Here is a 22,584-nt window from a genome sequence, read left to right on the forward strand (position 1 = left end):
CTTTGAAATACCGCCTAAAGTGTAAGGAGGTAGTATACACTAAATCCTACTAAAAAAACGATACCAAGGATGCTCAAAACATGCATTTTTCTCGATGGCCTCCAATGTTTCGGGGTGTGTTTACTCGCAATCAGTTTATAATTAATTATAGCATAAAAAGGCGCTGTAATAAAAGATAAAATGGTGGCAATTTGAACCAGCAAACCCATTTCTGAAGCCAAAAAGAAAAAGATGCCAATACAACCTATGGTGAGCAGTACGATCCAAAACGTATAATTTAATTTTTTTTCAGATTGAAATAAAAGTTCTGTTGCTTTGCTCATCGCTCTCGGAGAAGCATCTAAAGTAGTAAGCGTTGTACTGAACATCGTAGTAAAAGCAGCAATACCAATTATGATACTGGCCCAACTACCAATGCTGGCGGTATACATTTTTATAAGTTGCCCAGAAAAAACTGTGGCTGAGTTGCTAAAATGTTCTCCGGTATGAAACATAACCAATGCACCTAAAAGTAAAAAGCCAATACCTAAAATAATAGTGCCAATGTAACCCACGTTAAAATCGAATAATGCAGATTTCGGGGTGTAGGTGTTGGTGTTTTTATTTTTTTCAATAGACCACAACGATTGCCAAACTGAAATATCTAGAGGAGCCGGCATCCAACCCATAAAGGCAATTAAAAATGCAATTCCTAGTTTATTATCCGGAAGTATTTGTGAAAAAGTAATTGTTTCATGATGATTCAGAAGCGACATGCTTACTGCCCCGATCGTGCTTAAAGTTAGAACGATAATAATAACCTTCATTAATTTATCTAACAAAGAATATTTTCCAATAATTAGAATTGCTAAACAGAAAATCAAAATAAGAACTGTCCAGGTTTCAATGGAAAAGAACCCAACGAATAAAGAAGAGGCCAGTCCTGCCGTTACAATGGTTACGGCGGTTTGTATTGTAAACATGGTGGCAATGGTTAAAATATAATAAGTAACCAAAACACCTTTACCTAATTTTTTGTAGCCTTCCAATAAGCTTTCCCCGGTGGCTGTGGCATAGCGCGGACCAAACTGGAAAAAAGGGTATTTAAATAAGTTTACAAGAAGCAGAGCCCACAAAAGACCCAAACCAAAATCAGCGCCGGCTCGGGTAGATTGTACCAAATGTGACACCCCGATGGCGGCTCCGGCAAACAACAATCCCGGTCCAAGATCTTTGAGTTTCGATATCATGTGTGTTTTTGAATAATATCGGCCAGTAGTTTTTTGGCACGAAGCAATTTAACCTTCACATTGTTTATAGGTTCTCCCAATTTCTGAGAAATCTCCTTGTAACTATATTCCTGAAAGTAGCGTAAATTAATAACTTCCTGATAATGAGGCTTTAATTTTTTAATGTCGCGTAAAAGCGTGGCAAGATGCTGTTCTGTAATCAGTTTGTCTTCAGGTGAGGGCGATTCATCCAATACCAGATACGCATCCTCGTCATGATTAATCTTTACTTGATCGATGGCATTCTTTTCTTTTCTTAAAAGATCAATGTGAATGTTTTTGGAAATGGTTATCAGCCAGGTCTTGAATTTATAACGATCATCGAAGGTATCGATTTTATCAAAGGCTTTGGAAAAGGTTTGGATCGTGATGTCTTCAGCATCATTCTCATTTCTGGTGCGTTTCAGTTGAAATCCGTAAACATCATCCCAAAACGTATCCAAAAGAAAATTAAAGGCTTTCTGATCCGTCTTTTTTGCGCGTGAAATGGCTTCCTCTATATTCAATAAAATCAATTTTTAATGAGATGATTTATAAAGATACTAATTGTAGAAGAATAAATAAAGCCTTTTTTATTTTGGTTGAAATCCAAAAATAGAGGTTAAAAAAGGTGATTTGATGTATTTCTAAGAAAAATATAAATTAAGATTCGTGTTGCGGCTCGCTACAATTTTCAAATTGATCGGGTCTTCTGCCACAAAAACCACAGGCTTCTCCAGACTTATTCAACATCGGATTCTGGCTTGCACAAGTACCGGCAAATTTTCCATCTTTTTTAGCCCAGATTTTAATGGCGATTCCTGCAAATCCAAGGGCCAAAAGTCCGATTGTAATTAAAAAAAGTTTCATTTCTAATTATTTTTTACAAAGGTACAAGTAAAAAAAAACTTCAAGAAAAATACTTGAAGTTTTTTTAGGGAGATTATTTGCTATTAATCTACTTTAATTCTATTTCTGCAACCGAATTATCTAAAGACGCCGTGGTGTTGCCGCCTTTAGGTTCAATGGTGATGTTTAATCCTCGGGCATTTTCAGTATAGGGAATGTACTGTAACTGACGATCCGTTTCACTTAAAATCCCCAGACTTACCATTTTACCTTGCAATTCTGCCCAGATCTGGTAGCATTTTTCTTTTGGTAATTGCGGTAAGGATACCACATCGATCATGGATGTTCTTTCTTTAGGATTAATGTAAGCTACCGTTTTTAAGTCTTTAGCTCTGCTATTACCCTGAATAATATATTTGTAAGTTTCAGGATCGTTGAGTTGCTTAAATTGTTGCATCACATTGTCCAATTTCGAATTCGTATTTGCGATATCACTTCGTAAATCGAAAATTTCATCAACAACCGTTTGGTTTTCTCTAGATAATTTTCTATTCTGATTATAAAAAACGAACGATGTTACCGCAAATAAAATGGCCGTAACACTAGCAGCGATAGACATCACATGCCAAACTTTATAAGATCGTTTTTGTTTTATAGTCATTACAGGTGCATCATCTAGTTCGTTTAGGATATTTCCTAAAATATGTCGTGGTGCTTCTTCAGCATGTGCTTTCGATACAACTTCCAGGTTGTATTGTAGCGTGTTGTAGGCATTCTGAACCTCTGGATACTTTGAAATGTAAGACTCCACTTGTTCTGTTTCAGCAGAAGAAGTGTTTCCTACTAGATATTTTTCTAATAGGCCAGAATTTAAAAAAGTAGTTATTTTCTCATTCATGACGTTATTTATTGAGGATCGTAAATCTTTTTCAACTCACGTAATCCAATTTTTAATCTCGATTTAATAGTTCCTAACGGAATATTTAGTTCTTCACTAGCTTCTTGCTGTGTCATCCCCTCAAAAAAGAGGCTTTCTAATACAATTTGATATTTCTTTTCAATACTTCCCAGGTGCTTTCGGATATCTAAAACATCCTGATTTAATTCACCTGCATTTATTGTATATACGTTTGAAGCTTCAATTTGGACTTCCTTGGTTGTTTTATTTTTTAAAGAACGCACTTTGTCAATAGCTGAATTGTAAGCAATTCGGTATAACCAGGTAAATAATCGGGCCTTTGAGGCATCATACTTTTTTGAATAGCGCCAGATCTTAATAAAACTTTCTTGTAAAACATCCTGAGCGACTTCATCATCGGAAATCACTTTTTTTATTACACCAAACAAAGCGTCAGCGTAATTGTCGTAAAGTAGCGTGAGCGCTTTTTTATCACCCTTCTCGAGTAATTCAACTATTTGTTTCTCGATGTTCGAAATCAAGGCGAATTGGTTTAGTTAGTGGTACTTTAAAAATCAATTTAGCAAAAGTATACAAATCCACTCGATTATAAAATATTTACTTCAGCTTCAATGTTAACGTCAAATAATTTTTTTATTGTTTTTTGAATTAACCGGGCCAAATTTAAAATATCTGAACCTTTTGCGCCACCGTAATTTACAAGAACCAAAGCTTGATTTTTATGAACACCATAATTACCAAAACGTTTACCTTTAAATCCGGCTTGTTCAATGAGCCAGCCGGCAGGCACTTTTACTTCGTGCTCTGAAACAGGATAAGAAGGCATTTCAGGAAAATTTTGAAGTAAGGTTTGATATTGTTCCGTCGAAATGATAGGATTTTTAAAGAAACTACCACTATTTCCAATCATCTTAGGGTCCGGTAGTTTTTGTTGCCGGATTGAAATCACAGCCTTCGAAATATCCTGAATACTTGGTTGTGATACTTTCATGACTTCCAATGCTGATCGGATGGCACCATAATTTATATGAAGCTGATGGTCTTTTTTTGTTAATTTGAATACAACAGAAGTAATTATATATTGGCCCTTTACTTCATTTTTGAAAACAGAATTTCGATATTCAAACTTACAATCTTCACGTTTGAAGGTTTTGGTTTCCAAAGATTCAATATTCAGAGCTTCGCAACTCATAAAGGAATCTTTTAGCTCAACACCATAAGCACCAATGTTTTGAATAGGTGCAGTACCAACATTCCCGGGAATTAACGATAGGTTTTCTAAACCTCCATAGTTATGGTCTAAACACCACAATACAAACGCATGCCAATTTTCTCCGGCCTGGGCTTCAACATAGACCCACTGATCATCTTCTTCAATCACCCGGATTCCTTTGAAACCAATTTTAATTACCAAACCATTAAAATCTTCAGTGAGTAACATATTACTTCCTCCTCCGAGGAACAATTTTTTCTGTTTTGTGTTATTAGTTAGAACGTCCTGTAATTCAGTGATATTGGAAACCGCCGCAAACGATGCTGCCAAAACATCAATTCCAAAGGTGTTAAAGGGTTTTAATGATATGTTTTTCTGAATTTTCAAAGCGTAATATACTGGTTTAATGCTTCTTTTAGAATGTAAACCGCACGTTTTAGTTTTTCTCGGTTAAGCACGTAGGCAATTCGAATTTGATTCAATCCCAGGCCCGGTGTTGAATAAAAACCTGCTGCCGGTGCTATCATAACGGTTTCCCCGTTAAGGTGAAATGACTCTAAAAGCCATTGTGCAAAATGATCTGCATTGGCAATAGGAAGCTCCACAATACAATAAAATGCGCCTTTTGGTTTGGCTATTTTAACCCCCTTGATTTTTTCTAATTCTTCAATTAGTAAGTTGCGACGCTTGGTATATTCTTCAATAACTTCATCAAAATACGATTGAGGTGTATCCAGGGCAGCCTCGGCTGCGATCTGTCCGTAAGTTGGCGGGCTCAACCGTGCCTGCGCAAATTTTAGGACGGTTTGCAATACTTCTTTATTTCTGGATACCAAACATCCAACACGGGCGCCACACATACTATAGCGTTTGGATACAGAATCAATGAGTATGGTGTGTTCATCAATTCCAGGTAAGTTCAGGATAGAATGATGTTCATTATCGTCGTAAACAAATTCACGATAAACTTCATCTGCTACCAAAAACAGATTATGCTTATGTGCCAGAGCCCCTAATTTGTTAATTTCATCATGAGTGTATAAATACCCTGTCGGGTTCCCGGGATTACAAATTAAAATGGCTTTGGTTCTTTCAGTTATTAGTTTTTCGTATTCCTTAATAGGGGGTAGGGCGAAGTTATTATCAATTTTACAAACCACAGGAACCACATTAACTCCTGTTGCCGTAGAAAAAGCAATGTAGTTTGCATAAAATGGCTCTGAAATTATGACTTCATCACCTGGATCTAGTATACTGCTAAACAAAAATAACAAGCCTTCACTAGCACCGGTTGTTACAATAATATCATTGGAAGTAACATCAATACCATGTTTTTTGTAATAATCAGCTAGCTTTTCCCTATATATTTCAGATCCATTCGAGCTCGAATAAGCCAATACATCAATATTACTTTCCTTAATAGCATCAAGAGCTACGTCGGGAGTTTTTATATCCGGTTGCCCGATATTCAGGTGATAAATGGTTTTTCCATCTTTTAAAGCCTGTTCCGCATAAGGCATTAATTTTCGGATAGGAGATTCAGGCATGTGTCGCCCTTTTGTCGATATGGATGGCATGACTACTTCTTTGCCACAAAGTTGAGAAAATTATCTTAAAGTTTTTTTAAAATACAGGTATAAATCGAAAACCTTAAACAAAGATTCGTAACTTAAAGTACTTAAGCATATTACATGGTTAAAAAACCCACTTACATCCTCGTGATCCTGACCTTTGTTACTTGCTGTTGCTTTGCTCAGCCGGGAGGCTTTATTAATAATGGAAAGCACAGTGAGAGGATAGCATTTCAATTGATTAACGATCTTATCATTTTTCCTATGGAGGTAAATGGTGTGCCATTGTCATTTGTTTTAGATACCGGAGTTCAAAAATCTATTGTATTTAATTTTACCAATGAAGAGGAGGAGACTGCCAAATTAAAAGAAAAAGAACGCATTATTCTTCGTGGATTGGGTGGTGGGCAATCTGTAGAAGCCTATAAATCATTTAACAACGTATTCAAAATAGGCGATTTAGTTAAACCCAATCAGGCTTTACATGTAATCCATAATAGTAATTTAGATTTTACACCCCGCCTGGGGGTTCCTGTACATGGTATTGTGGGTTACGATTTATTTAAAGATTTAATTGTTGAAATAAATTATTCACGCCAATTTCTAAGGTTTACAGATCTCAATTATTACGAAAAAAATGTATGTAGGAATTGTGAAGTTATTCCTTTGGAATTTCATAATAATAAACCCTACATTAAAACTTCAGTAAAAATCAACGGTAATGTAATACCAGTAAAATTGCTCATTGATTCAGGAGGAAGTGATGCCCTTTGGTTATTTGAAGATGCTAATCAGGATATTGTTTGTGGTGACTTCTACTTTGATGATTTTCTTGGTTTTGGTTTGAATGGGAGCGTTTATGGTAAACGTTCAAAAATTGATGCTTTTTATATTGGTGATTTTGAATTGAAGAATCCCAATGTAGCCTTTCCGGAATTGAGTTATGTGGCTTCAGCGATAAGTATTGAAGGCAGGAATGGAAGTTTGGCAGGAAATATTTTAAAACGTTTTAATGTGATTTTTGATTATAATAATGCTGAACTCATCATTAAAAAGAATAATCATTTTAAAGATAAGTTCCAATACAACAAAAGTGGATTAGAATTAGCCCATGACGGCTTCCATTTGGTTCGAACTCGAGAAAATATTGTTTCGATAGGTAATTCAAGTAGAGGCACCAATAATAGTATAGATGGTACCAGAATTATAGTGAATCCGTGGTATAAAGTAACTCTGCAGCCGATATATAAAATCGTTGAGCTACGTGAAGATTCGCCCGCAGCCAGAGCAGGATTGCAAAAGGGAGATATTATTCTAAGTATTAATGGTAAATCAACACAGCATTTTTCTTTACAGGAACTTCTGGCAAGATTTTATGATGATGCCGGAACCACGATCCGATTGCATGTATTAAGACACGGAGAGGAATTTAATGCGAAATTTAAGCTTGAAAACTTATTTAAAATTAAAAAACCCTGATCTAATTAATAGTCAGGGTTTTATTTTTAAAGCTGTTGCTAACTATTGCTGAACAACACTTTTATCTTTATTCTGAACCATACTACTCTGATTCGGATTTACCACATTACCTTTAATTTTTAAGGCAATTGTAGGCGTGTCTGCATTAGAGATTACTGTAATGGTTTTACGGATAGGCATAACACGATTCGTATCGTATTTCACTTCAATTTGTCCGGTTTCACCAGGTAAAATAGGATGATCCGGCTTTTTAGGAATGGTACATCCACAAGATGAGGTTACTTTTGATATGATAAGCGGGGCATCACCTGTATTAGTGAATTCGAATACACGAACGCCGTTGGCTCCTTTTTCAATTGTACCATAATCTATAACATCTGTTTTAAATTCTATTTTAGCTACCTTATCTTGAGCTTTAACAGAAAAACTCAATAAGCCAATAAATAAAATTGTAATTACTTGTTTCATAATACTTTCAATTTAGGTTATAATGCGACCAGATTTTTGATTTTTTCTATTGGTAAAATTTGGGTTTGGTCTTTAAATTATACGCCAAACATAGGTTTATTTCCTACAAAATGCAAAAAAAATGGTTGAAATACCAATTTCTTAACATTCTGGTTGCATTGTTTTCATTGTAAATTTACGTGTTTTATTCCATTTTTTTAATTTAACCTGATACTATTTACATCCTTAAGTAAATAGTTTCATAGGAAAAGAAATATAAGTATTTTTGCACTTCATTATTCAAAAACTATTCCAAAGCAATGAATATACCCTCAAAATATAACGCTCAAGAGGTAGAATCGAAGTGGTACGACTACTGGATGAAACATAAATATTTTCATTCAACACCTGACAATCGGGAGCCTTACACCATCGTAATTCCGCCGCCAAATGTTACCGGTGTTTTACATATGGGGCATATGCTTAACAATACGATCCAAGATGTTTTGATCAGGAGAGCACGTTTGCAGGGTAAAAATGCTTGTTGGGTGCCCGGAACAGACCATGCCTCTATTGCCACTGAAGCCAAGGTTGTAGCTAAACTGAGGGAGCAGGGTATTAATAAAAGTGATCTAACGCGAGATGAATTCCTGAAACATGCCTGGGATTGGACTCATGAGTATGGAGGCGTTATATTAGAACAATTAAAAAAATTAGGTTGTTCCTGCGATTGGGATCGTACCAGGTTTACAATGGACCCTGAAATGTCCGAATCTGTAATCAAGGTTTTCGTTGATCTTTACGAAAAAGGCTTGATTTACCGTGGATTTCGCATGGTAAACTGGGATCCGGAAGCAAAAACTACACTTTCTGATGAAGAAGTGGTCCATGAAGAACGACAAGGAAAATTATATTATATCAACTATAAAGTAGCTGATTCCGACGATGTTTTAACCATTGCAACCACGCGTCCTGAAACAATTTTTGGCGATACGGCAATTTGTATCAATCCAAATGATGAACGCTTTAGTCATTTAAAAGGAAAAAAAGCTATTGTTCCTATAGCAAACCGTGTTATTCCTATTATTGAAGATGATTACGTAGATGTAGAATTCGGGACCGGTTGTTTGAAGGTAACACCGGCGCATGACGAAAATGACAAGAATCTTGGAGATAAGCACGATCTTGAAGTGATTGATATCTTTAATGATGATGCGAGCCTGAATCATTACGGTTTACAGTTTGAAGGCATGGATCGTTTTGAAGCCCGAAAAGCTGTTGCTAAAGCTTTAGAGGATTCAGGTGAGTTGATTAAAACAGAAAATTATACCAATAAAGTAGGAACCTCTGAACGTACAAAAGCGGTTATTGAGCCAAGGCTAAGCGATCAGTGGTTTTTGAAAATGGAAGATTTAGCCAAACCGGCCATTGATGCTGTTTTGAAAAATGATACCATAAAATTATTTCCCAAGAAATTTGAAAACACCTATCGTCACTGGATGGAAAATATTCGCGATTGGAATATTTCTAGACAGTTGTTGTGGGGACAACAAATACCGGCCTATTATTATGGCGATGGAAAAGAAGACTTTGTAGTTGCAGAAACACTCGAACAAGCCGTTGAAAAAGCACGGAAAGTCACCAAAAATAACAACTTAAAAGCCAGCGATCTTACACAGGACTCAGACGCTCTGGATACCTGGTTTTCATCATGGTTATGGCCTATAAGTGTATTCGACGGCATTCGTAACCCGGATAACGAGGATATTAATTACTATTACCCAACCAACGATCTGGTTACGGGTCCTGACATTCTATTCTTTTGGGTAGCGCGAATGATCATTGCTGGTTACGAATATCGTGGAGAAAAACCATTTAGCAATGTTTATCTAACAGGATTAGTTCGTGATAAACAACGCCGTAAAATGAGTAAACAATTAGGAAACTCTCCTGATGCTTTAAAACTTATTGAAACTTACGGTGCCGGTGGTGTTCGTGTGGGACTCCTACTGAGCAGTGCCGCCGGGAACGACCTAATGTTCGATGAAGCCCTTTGTCAGCAAGGTAAAGCCTTTGGTAATAAAATATGGAATGCATTTCGACTTGTAAAAGGTTGGGAGGTTGATTCCAAATTAGAACAACCTGAATCCAGTAAAATAGCTATTGCCTGGTATCAGTCAAAATTCCAAAAAGCCCTTATTGAAATTGAGGATCATTTTAGTAAATATCGCTTGAGTGATGCTTTAATGGCGATTTACAAACTTATTTTTGATGATTTTTGCGGTTGGTTCCTGGAAATGATAAAACCCGGATACCAACAACCTATAGACTCTAAAACGTTGGATGAAACCATTGCATTGTTGGAAGATAATCTTAAAATAGTGCATCCTTTTATGCCTTTTATTACAGAAGATATTTGGCACTATATTGCTGAAAGAAAACCTGAGGAAGCTTTAATTGTATCAAAATGGCCGGAAACCAGACCTATAAATGAAAGTTTAATTGAAGAATTCAATTTGGCTTCAGAGGTTATTTCCGGAATTCGTAATATTCGAAAAGAAAAAAATATGGCTTTCAAGGACGCTATAGATTTTTCAGTAATCAATAATGAAGAAGCTCCTAAAACTTTTGATTCGTTGATCGCTAAACTGGGTAATCTTAACGCTATAGATTATGTAAACGAACCTTTAGATGGAGCTTTGACCTTTCGTGTAAAATCTAATGAATACTTTGTGCCTATGGCAGGTAGTATTGATGTGGCTGCAGAGCTTGAAAAATTACAGGGAGAATTAGAATATACAGAAGGGTTTTTAAGATCAGTTCAAAAGAAATTATCAAATGAGCGTTTTGTAAATAATGCGCCTGAACAGGTAGTTGCTTCTGAAAAGAAAAAGGAAGCTGACGCCTTGGCCAAGATTGAGACTTTAAAATCCAGCATTAAAAGTCTGCAATAGTTTTTTACTATTGTCGGTATAAAAAATAATTGTTTACCAGTTCGATGTAGATTTTTTTGGCTTCATCGGCCGTGATATCTTCAACTTGAAATAAAGCATTTGTTTTAAATGCGTTGATGATGGCCTTCTTGCTTTTAGGTTTCCCAACATCGTTGGTAGCCTTTTTATAGTAGGCATACAATTTTAGCAGGGTGTCTGCAGGAAATGGCTCCTTATGCTCATTTACTCGAGCTACGGCTTCCTGAAATTCTATGTCTAATGCTTTGTTACTCATGTAATTCTGCAATTACGGTTTCGCCACCACGAACTTTTTGATTTAATTTTACTTTAACATCCGCTGTAAGAGGTAAAAAGATATCGACTCGCGATCCAAATTTAATAAATCCGGAATCAGCACCCTGAATGGCCGTTTCACCAACTTCAGCATAATTTACAATACGTTTGGCCAGCGCTCCCGCAATTTGGCGGTACATCACTTTTCCGTAAGTTTCATTGTCGATAACTACAGTGGTACGTTCGTTTTCTTCACTTGCTTTTGGATGCCAGGCAACCAGATATTTTCCCGGATGATATTTACTGTATTCTATTTTTCCGTTGATAGGATAACGCGTAGCATGTACATTCAAAGGTGACATAAAAACACTTACTTGAATTCGCTTATCCTTAAAATATTCATTTTCAAGAACCTCTTCAATAACCACAACCTTACCATCTACAGCAGAAAGGACATTAAGGTTGTTAATATGTGTATAACGTTTAGGATTTCTGAAAAACTGAAGGATCAGGATAAAAAACACCAGTAAAATCAACATCAGCACCGAGCGTAACCAACTCAGGGATACTGCTCCATCGATAATTAGAAATCCGGCGACTATCACGATAAATGCACCGAAAATGATTTTATAGCCTTCTTTATGAAACATAGCGTAGCATTCTTAAAAATAAATAAATGAAAGGTGCGGCAAAAATAATACTATCTAATCGATCCATCAAACCTCCGTGCCCCGGCATGATAATTCCACTATCTTTTACTCCAGCCTGTCTTTTAAATTTTGATTCGATTAAATCGCCCAGTGTTCCGAAAACACTAATAATTATACTAAGAATTAACCAATGGGTAAAATTTAAAGTATTAGAATAGGTTGCAATAAAATAACTCGCCACACAAGCAAAAAATAAACCTCCCAGAAATCCTTCAACTGTTTTTTTTGGTGATATTTTTTCAAATAGCTTTTGTTTACCAAAGTTTTTTCCAACCAAATAAGCAAAAGAGTCGTTTGTCCATATTAATAAAAAAGCACCGAGTAATATATTCGGGTTGAAGTCCTTATAAAAATAGGGGATTAAAATAAGAAATACAAAACCACTGGAGAGGTAAAAGGTGCTTAGTATAAAGCGTTTAGAACCGAAAAGTGGAATACCTTTATCTGAGAATAAATCTTTAATTAAAAACAGCTGAACAAAGATGCTTATAACGATAATGATTTGAACTAATTTATCGATGTCGGAGGTGCTATGGAATGCGTAAAGCCAAAAGGCAAAAAAACCATAACCCAGGAAGAAAATAAGGTAAGGAATAAAACTTTTTAATTGAATTAGTTTTTTAAACTCAGCGATGCAAATTATGCCGAAAGCACCTAAAAGGATGAGTAGGGCCGGTTCATAATGAATGCATAAAAGCAACAATATCACATAAAATAAACCTGAAAGTGATCTAACGAGAATTTCTTTCATCCTATAAATCTTCTAACAAAAGAAGGTATAAATTTTTGGAACTACTACCGTAACTTAAAAAATCTTTGTCTTTGTCCGCGTCCGATTTAAAATGTTTAATTGTGGTAATGTTAGTTGGGATCTTTTTTTGATTTTTTGTTTTTATACCACGTAAACCTTCGCCAATAGTATCAACGATCTGGCTCGTAGTGGCGTAAACAATAAAGTTTGCAGGTAATTCTGAAAGTTTCTTTTCAAAAATTTGATGGGATGATATAAGTAAGGAACCATCATTGGCAATCAGATTTTCACAAGTAGTTAAAAAGAATGTTGATTCACTACTTACTCTGGTTGTATTGAGCTCTGAATCTTTAAATCTAGCTTTAAGATTTTCATCAAGTAAAAGGGCCTTTTTAGATTCCCATTTGTTTTCGTCAATGATGTTTTGCAAATTCTCAAAAATTTCATTTAGGTTATCACAATACAAGAATTTACCACCATTAGCTTTAAAGTTTATTGTAAACCTCTCATCTATTGGTAGTTTAATTTCCGGCATGTATTTGCCTCGTTCTGATGATTTAATTTCCTTCTCCGAGTCACCAGATTTTGAACCAAAAATTTTTCTAAAAAGACTCATCTATTTTGGTGCTATTAACTCAATTCTTTTGGCCTTGTTCAAATATAAAAAATCTTAAACTAACCGTAAGGCTAATTTAAGATTTTGTTAAATTAAAATATTTTGAACTTAAAACTTAGTTTTCTCCGCTTTCAGTTGTTTTTGCTTCCTCAGCCTTATCAGCTTTGTTAAAGGTTTCAGAGGTTTCGGAGGCTGGTTTTATGGGTTCTTCTTTTTCAAAGGCCCGTTTCCCAAAAATCTTCTCTAAATTATCTTTAAAAATAACCTCTTTATCTAAAAGTACTTCAGCAAGTTCCGTTAATTTATCTTTATTTTCCTCTAATATTTTAATAGCACGCTGATACTGTGTTTCAATAATATTGGAAATTTCTTTATCAATAAGTTCGGCGGTTTGCTCGCTATATGGCTTTGTAAAACTGTAATCGTTTTGTCCACTGGAATCGTAATAAGTTATGTTTCCAATCTTATCACTTAAACCATAGATAGTAACCATGGCTCTTGCTTGTTTTGTAACTTTTTCCAGGTCACTTAAGGCTCCGGTGGAGATCTTATCAAAAATAACTTTCTCTGCAGCTCGTCCGCCCATGGCGGCACACATTTCATCAAGCATTTGCTCCGGACGCACAATTAGGCGCTCTTCAGGCAAATACCAGGCAGCTCCCAGAGATCGACCACGAGGCACTATAGTAACTTTCACTAAAGGTGCAGCATGTTCCAGCATCCAGCTTATAGTCGCATGACCCGCTTCGTGAAAGGCAACTGCTTTTTTCTCCGAAGGCGTGATGATCTTGTTTTTCTTTTCTAATCCACCAATAATACGGTCTACTGCATCTAAGAAGGCTTGTTTACCTACCTCTTTTTTTCCGTTTCTGGCAGCAATTAAAGCGGCTTCGTTACAAACATTGGCAATGTCGGCTCCGGAGAATCCCGGTGTTTGTTTTGCAAGAAATTCAGTATCAAGTTCCTTACTTCGTTTAATTGGACGCAGGTGAACTTCAAAAATTTCTTTACGTTCTCTAACATCAGGAAGATCTACAAAAATTTGTCTGTCAAATCGGCCGGCACGCATCAAAGCTTTATCTAAAATATCAGCACGGTTTGTAGCAGCAATAACGATAACGTTAGCATTTGTGCCAAATCCATCCATTTCAGTCAAGAGTTGGTTTAATGTATTTTCGCGCTCGTCATTACTTCCTGAAATTGCATTTTTACCACGGGCTCTACCAATGGCATCAATTTCATCTATAAAAATAATAGAAGGTGATTTTTCTTTTGCTTGTTTGAACAGGTCCCGCACTCGAGATGCACCAACACCAACAAACATTTCTACGAAATCAGATCCTGAAAGCGAGAAGAAAGGTACTTTAGCTTCCCCTGCAACAGCACGTGCTAAAAGGGTTTTACCCGTTCCTGGAGGTCCTACCAATAAGGCTCCTTTTGGAATTTTTCCTCCTAAAGACGTGTATTTTTCAGGAAACTTCAAAAAGTCCACAATTTCCTGAACTTCCTCTTTAGCTCCTTCTAAACCTGCCACATCTTTAAACGTGGTTTTCACTTCGGTATTCTGATCGAAAAGTTTGGCTTTCGATTTTCCGATGTTGAAGATCTGTCCACCGGCACCACCACCGGCACCGCCAGACATACGTCTCATAATAAAGATCCAAACGGCAATTAACAGAATAAACGGCAGGATACTCATAAGTAAGTTACCCCAATCATTGGTTTCTGTATCGTATTTAATTGTTGGTTTCGTTTTTAAGGTTTCCGTAACAGAAGCGATCTTGTTTTCAAAATTCTGCAGATCTCCAAACTCAAAAGTGTAGTTTGGTAGGGGTGTAGCGGAAGGTAAAAACGATTGCGGTTTGGAATTTTTGTGTTCCTCTTTTTGTTGTGCTTCTTTGGTTAAGTAAACCTTAGCAACACCTGTATTTTTTATGATATCTACTTTCTGAACATCACCATCCTTCAAAAACTTAAAAAATTCAGATGGCGTTGTGGTATTGGTATCACTATACCCACTGCCGCCAAATAATTGGAAGCCCAAGAATAGGGCGATTAAAATACCGTAAATCCAATACGGATTGAACTTAGGTTTCTTGTCTTTTATATTTTTCTTTTCGTTTGCCATTTTTTTTTAATAACTGGTTTCTATAACTGTTGTTTTTGCATCGCCCCAAAGGCTTTCTATATCGTAATACTCGCGTACGTGTTTTTGGAATACATGCACAACAACATTTACATAATCTATGAGAACCCATTCGGCATTATCTAAACCTTCAGTATGCCATGGGTTATCCTTTAATTCTTTACTTACTTTTTTTTGGATTGAATTTACAATGGCGCTTACCTGTGTATTTGAAGTTCCTTCGCAAATGATAAAGTAATCACAAACCGTATTTTCAATGTCTCTTAAATCTAGAATTGTAATCTCTTTACCTTTAACATCTTCGATTCCATTAATTATTGCCGATATCAACTGGTCTGTGCTTCTATTTTCTTTCGCCATTAATTTAATTTAAATTTGTGCAAAGTTATTATTTTTTTAGTTCTTTATGGATTAAAAAAGCGTAACATTCTTCTAAGCAAAAATAACAACTACATGCTTATAATCAAACTTGATGCCATCCCCTCTACTAACAGTTATTTAAGAATGCTTAGTAGTGAAAAACGCTTGAAAGATTATACGGTTGTTCAGACTACAAACCAAACAGAGGGCAGGGGGCAACGGGGTACTTCCTGGTATTCTGAACCGGGCAAAAACCTTGCGCTTAGTGTGTTTAAGGATGTTTCGGGGATAAGTTTAAAGCAGTCTTTTCTAATTAGTATCGTGACCTCACTTGCGGTATTACGTTGTTTGAAAACTTTTGGCATTCCTAAATTGAAAATTAAATGGCCTAACGACATTTTGGCAGAGAATAAAAAAATATGCGGAATTCTTATTGAAAATGTCATACAACAGCACCAATACAAAGGGTCTATTATTGGAATTGGTTTAAATGTTAATCAAATAACCTTTAATAATCTTCCACAAGCTAGCTCTCTTAAAAGCATCACCGGGCGAAATTTTAATTTTGATGAATTGACCAACGGTATTTTAAAAGAATTGAAAAAGGGTTTTAAAAATTTGGAAAAAGGGAAGATCGATGATTTAAAATTGGATTATGAAGAGCATCTATTTAGAATAAATAAACCATCCACTTTTAAAGATGCAGAAGGTAATATGTTTTCCGGTTATATAAAAAATGTTTCTGATTCCGGAGCGCTTCAGGTGTTATTGGAAGATGGTATTGTAAGAGCTTTTGATCTCAAGGCGCTTACCTTAATGTATTAAATAGCCTTGGGAATACTGTTCACCAAAGTTTCAATAAACTTCGTAATCGGGCTTTTGATCATCATGGCCATCATCGGATTAAAATCACCATCAAAAAGTAATTGAACCTCACTTGAATTTTCATCCACTTCTTCAATATTACCCGTAAGTGTAAAATCTATCTTGCCACCGCCGGCTCCTAATATAATTTTATTTGGCGCTTCTACAGCTTTCTTTTTTAAGGTGATTTCCGGCATCCCTTTTAAAGCAAATAAAAAGGTGTTATCATCAATAACTTCGAATTTACTGATGTTCTCAGGCATTAAGGATTCAAAGTTTTTTACGTTTGAAAGAAAATCAAAAACCGATTTTGGTGATTTTTGAACGTTTATTTTCGGTGATTCAAGATTCATGTAAATTAATTTTTTAGAAAGGTATTAAAACTGAAATTAACCTTTCCATTTTCCAGGATTACTGTTCCAGATTGAAAGTGTTTTAAGCTCTTTTTCAGAAATATAACGAGTGTCCAGAGCCTGGTCTAAAAGACTTTCGTAATTGCTTAAAGTATGAAGCGTTACATTGTTTTTTTTAAAATTTTCTGTAGCAACATCAAACCCATAAGTAAAAATAGCAACCATACCTTTTACTACCACTCCAGCTTCTTTTAAAGCTTTTACCGCATTCAAACTACTTTTTCCGGTACTGATCAGATCTTCCACAACAACCACATGTTGACCAGATTCAATTTGTCCTTCAATTTGATTTTGTCTGCCGTGGCCTTTAGCCTCCGGACGCACATAAATAAAAGGTAAATTTAAATATTCAGCAACTAACATACCAATACCTATAGCACCTGTAGCCACACCGGCAATCGCATCGGGTTTCCCATAATAATTTTCGATATGCCTGCCCATGGTTTCACGAACGTAGTTACGAATGGTCGGATAGGATAGAATAATTCGATTGTCACAATAAATTGGTGATTTCCAGCCTGATGCCCAAGTAAAAGGATCGGAAGGCTGCAATTTTATCGCATTGATCTGAAGTAAAACTTCAGCTGTTTTCTTTGCAGTTTGTTTGTCGATAATCATATGGCTAAAATAAACATAAATTTAATTTTTCCCTGAAATCAACAGTGAATAAAAATATTTTTTTTCACAATTCTTTTTTTCTCATAAAAAACAGTATTTTTCATTAAAATTCTGCAAAATATGTATCACATTTTTGTCAACGACAAACCAATAATACTCACCACCAAAGACAAAAAACCCAAAGGAGCAAAAAGTTATAAACTTAAAACCGTTATAATGAGGCGGGTCATTAAGAAGTTGAATAAATCTGATATTGAAGCGATATACTTAACCCATCATAATGAAGATAAGATCCTCAAAAAGTTTTTAAAAAAATTACCCAATGTGATTGCCGGTGGCGGAAAGGTTCATAATCAACATGGAGAGGTTTTATTTATTTACAGAAATGACCGTTGGGATTTACCTAAAGGAAAGGCTGAAGGGAAAGAATCTATTGAAGATACGGCTATCCGGGAGGTAGAAGAAGAAACGGGCGTAAAAAATTTAACGATCACCAAACCTCTGGAAACTACATACCACATCTTAAAACGTAATAATCGCTACAAAATAAAAATTACCTATTGGTTTGAAATGAATACGGATTACGATGGAAAATTGGAACCGCAAACCAAAGAGGGGATCACCAAGGCAAAATGGCTGAATAAAAAAAAGATGAAAAAAGCCTTAAAAAATTCTTATGCCAACATTAAAAGGCTTGTTTAATCACCTATAATATTCTATAAATAGGATATTGTAAATGGGCTTTTTCGTAATATTTACTGTGTTTATGCAACCAATCTAATTGGGCATACCAATTTTTGGCAAAAGTAGAATCCGTTGTTTTTAACGTTTCAAACGCCATTTTCAAACTGTCATTTTCTGCTAATAATTGGGCGGCTTTATCCTCCCATACATAGGGTGAAAATCCTTCTTTTTGTTGAAGAATGGTATCGAAAAAGTTCCAATTAAAAAACGAATCTACAGCTTCGGGCTCTAAAGTTTCGAGGATATAGCGCACGCCATTTTGATTGGTTGGAACAATGATATCGCCGGCTCTGAATGTTACAGTTTTTGTACTTTTATGCACCACTGTGTTCTTGTGCGGATAATGCCCTTCAAAGGCTTTATTCCCTGTTTCGTATTGCGCGATCCGGTAGGATTCTACCGTTATGGTGGTGTCTTGCATCATGGTGCGCATTTTTATTTTATTTAATTTCAATAAATCGATCACATTGAACCATCCCTGGGGAATAACATAAGCTTTTGGAATGCTAACGGAAGCGGTAGGTTTAAAATAGTCCTGGTATTTAACGGGTTTTGTAAACGGTTTTGACCTATTGTATTTTAAACGCTTAAATCCTGTAACGTCACTCTTAATGAACGTACCCTCGTAACCTTCAAACTGAAGTGTGGTAGATTTGGTAGTATCTACTTCCCATTGCAACGGATAACTTTTACCAACGGTATAATTTTTATAAGCCTTGGCTCTTAAATCACTTATTTCCTTGCCATCTTCTTCAGTTATTTCTAACATGCTTTTCATGAGTTCATAAGTACCTTCAACCCGCTGTTTATAGGGTTTTAGCATGTGTGTTTCCACCATCATTCCGAAGGAATTGAACAGGGTAGTGTAACCTGTTGAATATCGCGGACTGTCAAAAAATTGTGAAAATCCATTTTCAGGAACCTGATTAAAAACATTAACATATGGCGTAATGATCAATTTTTTTTTCTTTAACTTTTCAATAAGTTCAGGCATCATTTTATGGTGTAAATAAGGTCCGAGATCGCCCCCTAGTTTATTGTGTTGGGTAAATAAATGGGTAAGCGTATATTGGTAGTCTGCACCATTACTAACATGATTATCAATAAACACATCTGGTTGTACTAAATGGAAAATTTTTGCAAAGCTTCGGGCATTTTTAGTATCGCTTTTTATGAAGTCGCGATTCAGATCGTAATTCCGCGCATTACCCCGAAATCCATAGGACTCCGGGCCGTTTTGATTTGTTCTTGAAAATGAATTTCTATTCAAACTACCTCCTACATTATAAATAGGAATCGTTGCTAAAACGGTTTTCTTTGGCGCCTTTATGGTACCGTTTGCAAGATCACGAAAAAACATCATGGTAGCATCGATGCCATCAGGTTCTCCGGGATGAATGCCATTATTAATGAGTAAAATTCGTTTGTTTTCACGAATGATTTCATAATTAAATTGACTATCCGGATTGTAAGTAACAAGGTGTAGAGGTTTGCCGGAATCGGTTTCACCTATGGTTTGAATTTTAATTTCAGGATAGTATTCGGCTAAATGTTTATAATACGCTATAGTTTCCTTGTAAGTTGCCGTTTGTGTTCCTTGCGATTTTTCAAAACGCGTTTCAAAATTATCAGAGGAGTTGTTGTGTTTTGAACAAGAAAACACAAAGCAAATCATTATTAAAAGGAGGTATTTCATATTTAAAATTTTGTAAATCTATTATTTGTTTTCCTAAAAAGAAAAATTAATTCACTATCTTAGAATACATGTAAAAAGCTATTCATTTTTTAACTAATTGATTAATAGCCCTCTCAATTTAAATATGAATAGTTATACTTTGTCATTTGGTGAAATAACCATACTGGAACCTAATTTAGCCGAAGTTATCATTAATGAAGGCATTGAACTTGACGAAAACATGGTCTTGGAATATACTGAATTCCTCAACGACAATTTGGATACCCCATATTATCTGATAATCAACAAAAAGCATTCTTATTCATACACGTTTGGCGCACAAAAAACCTTGGCTAATTTAGAATTTATAGGAGCTTACGCTGTAGTTGCAACGAATCTGGGTGCTGTAATGTCTACCGAAACCTTGGTAAGAATCGGTGATAATCCTAATCTCAATCTTCAAATTTTCGGATCGCGAGAGGAAGCTCTGGAATGGCTCGAAACTCAATACTAGCTTCATTCTCAAACGTTTTAGTTTAATTTAGCTGTATTAATTGTACTTCTCCTTGGTACACGCTTTTTAAACTGTATTTTTGCAGCTTCAAAAAACACAGCAACCATGACAGCATTTTTCAGAAAAAAAGCGGCGAATGCCAAAGATGATATTTTAAGTGGAATTACGGTGGCTTTGGCTCTAGTTCCGGAAGCTGTAGCCTTCTCTTTTGTTGCTGGAGTAGATCCCCTTATCGGACTATATGCTGCTTTTATTGTGGGTTTTGTAACCTCAATCTTTGGAGGCCGACCTGGCATGATTAGTGGCGCAACGGGCGCTTTGGCGGTTGTTATGGTGAGTTTGGTAGCTGAAGGTAATGCTATGGGCGCCACTGGCGAAAATCTTGGATTGTACTATTTATTTGCTACGGTAATTTTAATGGGATGTTTTCAAATGCTGGCCGGTGTTTTTAAACTTGGGAAATTTGTTCGTTTGATACCGCATCCGGTAATGATGGGTTTTGTAAATGGTTTAGCCATTGTGATATTTTTATCGCAATTAAATATGTTCAAAGATGGCTCAGGAAACTGGTTCACAGGTCCGCGATTGTTTGTTATGTTGGGGCTGGTACTCCTAACTATGGCGATTATGTTCTTTCTTCCAAAACTCAGTAAAAAATTGCCTGCAGCGCTTATGGCCATAATAATTGTGTCTGCCATTGTCATATTTGGAAAACTAGATGTTGCTACCGTTGGAAGTTTTATACGAGACGGAGGAGGAACTGGATTAAAAGGTAGTTTACCTTCGTTTCAATGGGATCTGTTTTCTAAAATTCCATGGAATTGGCAAACCTTGAAATTTATAACTCCCTATGCCTTGATTCTTGCAGCCGTTGGATTAATAGAATCACTAATGACGCTCAACCTTGTTGATGAACTTACAGAAACTCGCGGTAATGCCAATCGTGAATGTATGGCGCAAGGCGGTGCAAATATTATAACCGGTTTTTTTGGAGGTATGGGAGGCTGTGCCATGATTGGTCAATCTTTAATTAATATCAAATCTGGAGGACGTACGCGTTTGTCCGGGATTATCGCGTCGGTTTTACTCTTAATTTTTATCCTATTTGCTTCCGGACTTATTGAGCAAGTTCCTATCGCAGCCTTGGTAGGCGTTATGTTTATGGTAGTCATTGGGACTTTTGCCTGGAGTAGTTTTAGAATTTTGAATAAAATTCCTTTGAGCGATGTTATTGTTTTGGTAACCGTATCTGCTTTAACTATCGTTTTCGATTTGGCTATTGCTGTTTTTGCCGGAGTAATTATTAGTGCACTTGTATTCTCCTGGGAAAATGCAAAACGTATTCGCGCCAGAAAACGCATGAAAGATGATGGCACTAAAATTTACGAAATTTGGGGTCCTTTGTTCTTTGGTTCTATTTTAGCTTTTAATGATAAGTTTGATGTTAAAAATGATCCCGATCATGTTGAAATTGATTTTGTAGAATCACGTGTTTGCGATCATTCAGCTATAGAAGCCATCTACAATTTAGTGTTGAAATACGAAGAAGCCGGTAAGAGAATCAAATTAAAACATTTGAGTGAGGACTGTAAAGTATTGTTGTATAAATCGAGTCCGAAATTTGAGGAGGTCATTGTGGAAGCTATCGATGATCCCCGGTATCATTTAGCCGAGAATCCGGAACGATTTACGAAAGGTTTAGGGGAATATAATCTTTAATTATTTCACTCGAACACTACCCGGAACTAATTTGGTATAATCCCCATGGTTTCGGATCACATCTCGGACAATAGAAGAGGCTATAAATGAAGTTCTAGCTGAGGTTAACAAGAATACCGTTTCAATCTCAGATAAACATCGATTGGTGTGCGCAATGGCTTTTTCAAACTCAAAATCAGCGGGATTTCGTAAACCTCTTAAAATAAATTCTACGCCAATTTCCTGACAAAAATCAACCGTCAAACCTTCATAAGTCATTACTTTTACTTTAGGTTCATTTGCAAACGTTTCTTCTATAAAACGCTGGCGTTCATCTAAAGAGAACATATATTTTTTGTCTGAATTGACCCCAATCGCAACAATGAGCTCATCAAAAAGTGTTACACCTCGCGTGATAATATCGCAATGACCTAGAGTTAGCGGATCAAAAGATCCAGGAAATAAGGCTCGTTTCATTGAATTTGATTTAAATCAAAGATACTAATATTTGCTGAAGAAAAGA

General features: G+C 36.0%; 24 protein-coding genes. 6 read left to right on the forward strand and 18 right to left on the reverse strand.

Translation table 11 applies throughout. From position 1 onward, the window contains the following. Window positions 1–14 precede the first annotated feature (14 nt). The 7 genes from ABD682_RS09265 to ABD682_RS09295 form a co-directional block, all read right to left on the reverse strand. Entirely contained in the window at window positions 15–1,229 is a 1,215-nt protein-coding gene (locus tag ABD682_RS09265) for an Nramp family divalent metal transporter (RefSeq protein ID WP_344740974.1), read from the reverse strand. Beyond that, the gene (locus ABD682_RS09270) at window positions 1,226–1,774 is read right to left on the reverse strand and encodes an RNA polymerase sigma factor (protein ID WP_344740975.1); all 549 of its coding nucleotides are present in this window, start codon (window positions 1,772–1,774) and stop codon (window positions 1,226–1,228) included. Before ABD682_RS09270 ends, ABD682_RS09265 begins: the two co-directional genes overlap by 4 nt. A gap of 136 nt (window positions 1,775–1,910) precedes the next feature. After that, window positions 1,911–2,117, reverse strand: coding sequence for a membrane or secreted protein (locus ABD682_RS09275; RefSeq protein ID WP_344740976.1), 207 nt, complete (start codon window positions 2,115–2,117; stop codon window positions 1,911–1,913). An 88-nt stretch (window positions 2,118–2,205) separates the two neighbouring features. Further along, on the reverse strand, window positions 2,206–2,994 hold the full coding sequence (locus ABD682_RS09280; RefSeq protein WP_344740978.1) for an anti-sigma factor domain-containing protein: 789 nt from the start codon (window positions 2,992–2,994) through the stop codon (window positions 2,206–2,208). Between the two features lie 8 nt (window positions 2,995–3,002). Beyond that, window positions 3,003–3,536 (reverse strand): RNA polymerase sigma factor, encoded by a 534-nt coding sequence (locus tag ABD682_RS09285; RefSeq protein WP_344740979.1) that lies wholly within the window; start codon window positions 3,534–3,536, stop codon window positions 3,003–3,005. A gap of 65 nt (window positions 3,537–3,601) precedes the next feature. Further along, complete coding sequence (gene murB, locus ABD682_RS09290) at window positions 3,602–4,615, reverse strand: UDP-N-acetylmuramate dehydrogenase (protein ID WP_344740980.1); 1,014 nt, start codon at window positions 4,613–4,615, stop codon at window positions 3,602–3,604. Next, entirely contained in the window at window positions 4,612–5,805 is a 1,194-nt protein-coding gene (locus ABD682_RS09295; protein WP_344740981.1) for a pyridoxal phosphate-dependent aminotransferase, read from the reverse strand. The genes murB and ABD682_RS09295 overlap by 4 nt, the downstream gene beginning before the upstream one ends. A 114-nt stretch (window positions 5,806–5,919) precedes the next feature. On the opposite strand from ABD682_RS09295, the gene ABD682_RS09300 reads away from it, so the two are divergent. After that, complete coding sequence (locus ABD682_RS09300) at window positions 5,920–7,278, forward strand: pepsin/retropepsin-like aspartic protease family protein (RefSeq protein WP_344740983.1); 1,359 nt, start codon at window positions 5,920–5,922, stop codon at window positions 7,276–7,278. Between the two features lie 42 nt (window positions 7,279–7,320). On the opposite strand, the gene ABD682_RS09305 is transcribed toward ABD682_RS09300, so the two are convergent. Continuing rightward, window positions 7,321–7,746, reverse strand: a complete 426-nt coding sequence (locus ABD682_RS09305) for a DUF1573 domain-containing protein (protein ID WP_344740984.1) — start codon at window positions 7,744–7,746, stop codon at window positions 7,321–7,323. 299 nt (window positions 7,747–8,045) lie between these two features. On the opposite strand from ABD682_RS09305, the gene ABD682_RS09310 reads away from it, so the two are divergent. Further along, on the forward strand, window positions 8,046–10,679 hold the full coding sequence (locus ABD682_RS09310) for a valine--tRNA ligase (protein WP_344740985.1): 2,634 nt from the start codon (window positions 8,046–8,048) through the stop codon (window positions 10,677–10,679). Window positions 10,680–10,686: 7 nt separating this feature from the next. On the opposite strand, the gene ABD682_RS09315 is transcribed toward ABD682_RS09310, so the two are convergent. The 6 genes from ABD682_RS09315 to rsfS form a co-directional block, all read right to left on the reverse strand. After that, entirely contained in the window at window positions 10,687–10,953 is a 267-nt protein-coding gene (locus tag ABD682_RS09315; protein ID WP_344740987.1) for an acyl-CoA-binding protein, read from the reverse strand. Continuing rightward, complete coding sequence (locus ABD682_RS09320; protein ID WP_344740989.1) at window positions 10,946–11,602, reverse strand: phosphatidylserine decarboxylase family protein; 657 nt, start codon at window positions 11,600–11,602, stop codon at window positions 10,946–10,948. Before ABD682_RS09320 ends, ABD682_RS09315 begins: the two co-directional genes overlap by 8 nt. Continuing rightward, window positions 11,592–12,413 (reverse strand): phosphatidate cytidylyltransferase, encoded by an 822-nt coding sequence (locus tag ABD682_RS09325; RefSeq protein ID WP_344740990.1) that lies wholly within the window; start codon window positions 12,411–12,413, stop codon window positions 11,592–11,594. The genes ABD682_RS09320 and ABD682_RS09325 overlap by 11 nt, the downstream gene beginning before the upstream one ends. A gap of 1 nt (window position 12,414) precedes the next feature. Continuing rightward, the gene (locus ABD682_RS09330) at window positions 12,415–13,029 is read right to left on the reverse strand and encodes an LUD domain-containing protein (RefSeq protein ID WP_344740991.1); all 615 of its coding nucleotides are present in this window, start codon (window positions 13,027–13,029) and stop codon (window positions 12,415–12,417) included. Between the two features lie 115 nt (window positions 13,030–13,144). Next, window positions 13,145–15,157, reverse strand: coding sequence for an ATP-dependent zinc metalloprotease FtsH (gene ftsH / locus ABD682_RS09335; RefSeq protein WP_344740992.1), 2,013 nt, complete (start codon window positions 15,155–15,157; stop codon window positions 13,145–13,147). A 6-nt stretch (window positions 15,158–15,163) separates the two neighbouring features. Further along, window positions 15,164–15,535 carry a ribosome silencing factor gene (gene rsfS, locus ABD682_RS09340; RefSeq protein ID WP_344740994.1) on the reverse strand — a complete coding sequence of 124 codons (372 nt, stop codon included), beginning with the start codon at window positions 15,533–15,535 and terminating at the stop codon, window positions 15,164–15,166. A 93-nt stretch (window positions 15,536–15,628) separates the two neighbouring features. Here rsfS and ABD682_RS09345 point away from each other — a divergent pair, with 93 nt between their 5' ends. Beyond that, on the forward strand, window positions 15,629–16,360 hold the full coding sequence (locus ABD682_RS09345) for a biotin--[acetyl-CoA-carboxylase] ligase (protein WP_344740995.1): 732 nt from the start codon (window positions 15,629–15,631) through the stop codon (window positions 16,358–16,360). Here the strand turns inward: ABD682_RS09345 and ABD682_RS09350 are convergent. Beyond that, on the reverse strand, window positions 16,357–16,752 hold the full coding sequence (locus tag ABD682_RS09350) for an SRPBCC family protein (RefSeq protein ID WP_344740996.1): 396 nt from the start codon (window positions 16,750–16,752) through the stop codon (window positions 16,357–16,359). The two genes, ABD682_RS09345 and ABD682_RS09350, sit on opposite strands and share 4 nt — an antisense overlap. 36 nt (window positions 16,753–16,788) lie before the next feature. After that, window positions 16,789–17,430: an orotate phosphoribosyltransferase gene (gene pyrE / locus ABD682_RS09355; protein WP_344740997.1), complete on the reverse strand. Its 642-nt coding sequence runs from the start codon at window positions 17,428–17,430 to the stop codon at window positions 16,789–16,791. 120 nt (window positions 17,431–17,550) lie between these two features. On the opposite strand from pyrE, the gene ABD682_RS09360 reads away from it, so the two are divergent. Continuing rightward, the gene (locus tag ABD682_RS09360) at window positions 17,551–18,132 is read left to right on the forward strand and encodes an NUDIX hydrolase (RefSeq protein WP_344740998.1); all 582 of its coding nucleotides are present in this window, start codon (window positions 17,551–17,553) and stop codon (window positions 18,130–18,132) included. A 4-nt stretch (window positions 18,133–18,136) separates the two neighbouring features. Here the strand turns inward: ABD682_RS09360 and ABD682_RS09365 are convergent, their stop codons facing one another. Beyond that, window positions 18,137–19,870 carry a M14 family metallopeptidase gene (locus ABD682_RS09365; RefSeq protein WP_344740999.1) on the reverse strand — a complete coding sequence of 578 codons (1,734 nt, stop codon included), beginning with the start codon at window positions 19,868–19,870 and terminating at the stop codon, window positions 18,137–18,139. Window positions 19,871–19,994: 124 nt separating this feature from the next. Here ABD682_RS09365 and ABD682_RS09370 point away from each other — a divergent pair, with 124 nt between their 5' ends. Both ABD682_RS09370 and ABD682_RS09375 read left to right on the forward strand, forming a co-directional pair. After that, the gene (locus ABD682_RS09370; RefSeq protein ID WP_344741000.1) at window positions 19,995–20,363 is read left to right on the forward strand and encodes a hypothetical protein; all 369 of its coding nucleotides are present in this window, start codon (window positions 19,995–19,997) and stop codon (window positions 20,361–20,363) included. 105 nt (window positions 20,364–20,468) lie between these two features. After that, window positions 20,469–22,082, forward strand: coding sequence for a SulP family inorganic anion transporter (locus ABD682_RS09375; protein WP_344741002.1), 1,614 nt, complete (start codon window positions 20,469–20,471; stop codon window positions 22,080–22,082). On the opposite strand, the gene coaD is transcribed toward ABD682_RS09375, so the two are convergent. Beyond that, entirely contained in the window at window positions 22,083–22,538 is a 456-nt protein-coding gene (gene coaD / locus ABD682_RS09380; protein ID WP_344741004.1) for a pantetheine-phosphate adenylyltransferase, read from the reverse strand. Between the last annotated feature and the right edge of the window lie 46 nt (window positions 22,539–22,584).

The sequence above is a fragment of the Gaetbulibacter aestuarii genome, assembly GCF_039537665.1.
Lineage (GTDB): Bacteria > Bacteroidota > Bacteroidia > Flavobacteriales > Flavobacteriaceae > Gaetbulibacter_A > Gaetbulibacter_A aestuarii.

Coding starts and splice junctions, on each gene's coding strand:
- rsfS (WP_344740994.1), bottom strand. CDS start 15,535: ATGGCGAAAGAAAATAGAAGCACAGACCAGTTGATATCGGCAATAATT.
- ABD682_RS09305 (WP_344740984.1), bottom strand. CDS start 7,746: ATGAAACAAGTAATTACAATTTTATTTATTGGCTTATTGAGTTTTTCT.
- ABD682_RS09310 (WP_344740985.1), top strand. CDS start 8,046: ATGAATATACCCTCAAAATATAACGCTCAAGAGGTAGAATCGAAGTGG.
- ABD682_RS09295 (WP_344740981.1), bottom strand. CDS start 5,805: ATGCCATCCATATCGACAAAAGGGCGACACATGCCTGAATCTCCTATC.
- ABD682_RS09320 (WP_344740989.1), bottom strand. CDS start 11,602: ATGTTTCATAAAGAAGGCTATAAAATCATTTTCGGTGCATTTATCGTG.
- ABD682_RS09360 (WP_344740998.1), top strand. CDS start 17,551: ATGTATCACATTTTTGTCAACGACAAACCAATAATACTCACCACCAAA.
- ABD682_RS09345 (WP_344740995.1), top strand. CDS start 15,629: ATGCTTATAATCAAACTTGATGCCATCCCCTCTACTAACAGTTATTTA.
- ABD682_RS09330 (WP_344740991.1), bottom strand. CDS start 13,029: ATGAGTCTTTTTAGAAAAATTTTTGGTTCAAAATCTGGTGACTCGGAG.
- ABD682_RS09325 (WP_344740990.1), bottom strand. CDS start 12,413: ATGAAAGAAATTCTCGTTAGATCACTTTCAGGTTTATTTTATGTGATA.
- ABD682_RS09265 (WP_344740974.1), bottom strand. CDS start 1,229: ATGATATCGAAACTCAAAGATCTTGGACCGGGATTGTTGTTTGCCGGA.
- ABD682_RS09280 (WP_344740978.1), bottom strand. CDS start 2,994: ATGAATGAGAAAATAACTACTTTTTTAAATTCTGGCCTATTAGAAAAA.
- ABD682_RS09365 (WP_344740999.1), bottom strand. CDS start 19,870: ATGAAATACCTCCTTTTAATAATGATTTGCTTTGTGTTTTCTTGTTCA.
- ABD682_RS09300 (WP_344740983.1), top strand. CDS start 5,920: ATGGTTAAAAAACCCACTTACATCCTCGTGATCCTGACCTTTGTTACT.
- pyrE (WP_344740997.1), bottom strand. CDS start 17,430: ATGATTATCGACAAACAAACTGCAAAGAAAACAGCTGAAGTTTTACTT.
- coaD (WP_344741004.1), bottom strand. CDS start 22,538: ATGAAACGAGCCTTATTTCCTGGATCTTTTGATCCGCTAACTCTAGGT.
- ABD682_RS09315 (WP_344740987.1), bottom strand. CDS start 10,953: ATGAGTAACAAAGCATTAGACATAGAATTTCAGGAAGCCGTAGCTCGA.
- ABD682_RS09275 (WP_344740976.1), bottom strand. CDS start 2,117: ATGAAACTTTTTTTAATTACAATCGGACTTTTGGCCCTTGGATTTGCA.
- ftsH (WP_344740992.1), bottom strand. CDS start 15,157: ATGGCAAACGAAAAGAAAAATATAAAAGACAAGAAACCTAAGTTCAAT.
- ABD682_RS09375 (WP_344741002.1), top strand. CDS start 20,469: ATGACAGCATTTTTCAGAAAAAAAGCGGCGAATGCCAAAGATGATATT.
- ABD682_RS09350 (WP_344740996.1), bottom strand. CDS start 16,752: ATGAATCTTGAATCACCGAAAATAAACGTTCAAAAATCACCAAAATCG.
- ABD682_RS09370 (WP_344741000.1), top strand. CDS start 19,995: ATGAATAGTTATACTTTGTCATTTGGTGAAATAACCATACTGGAACCT.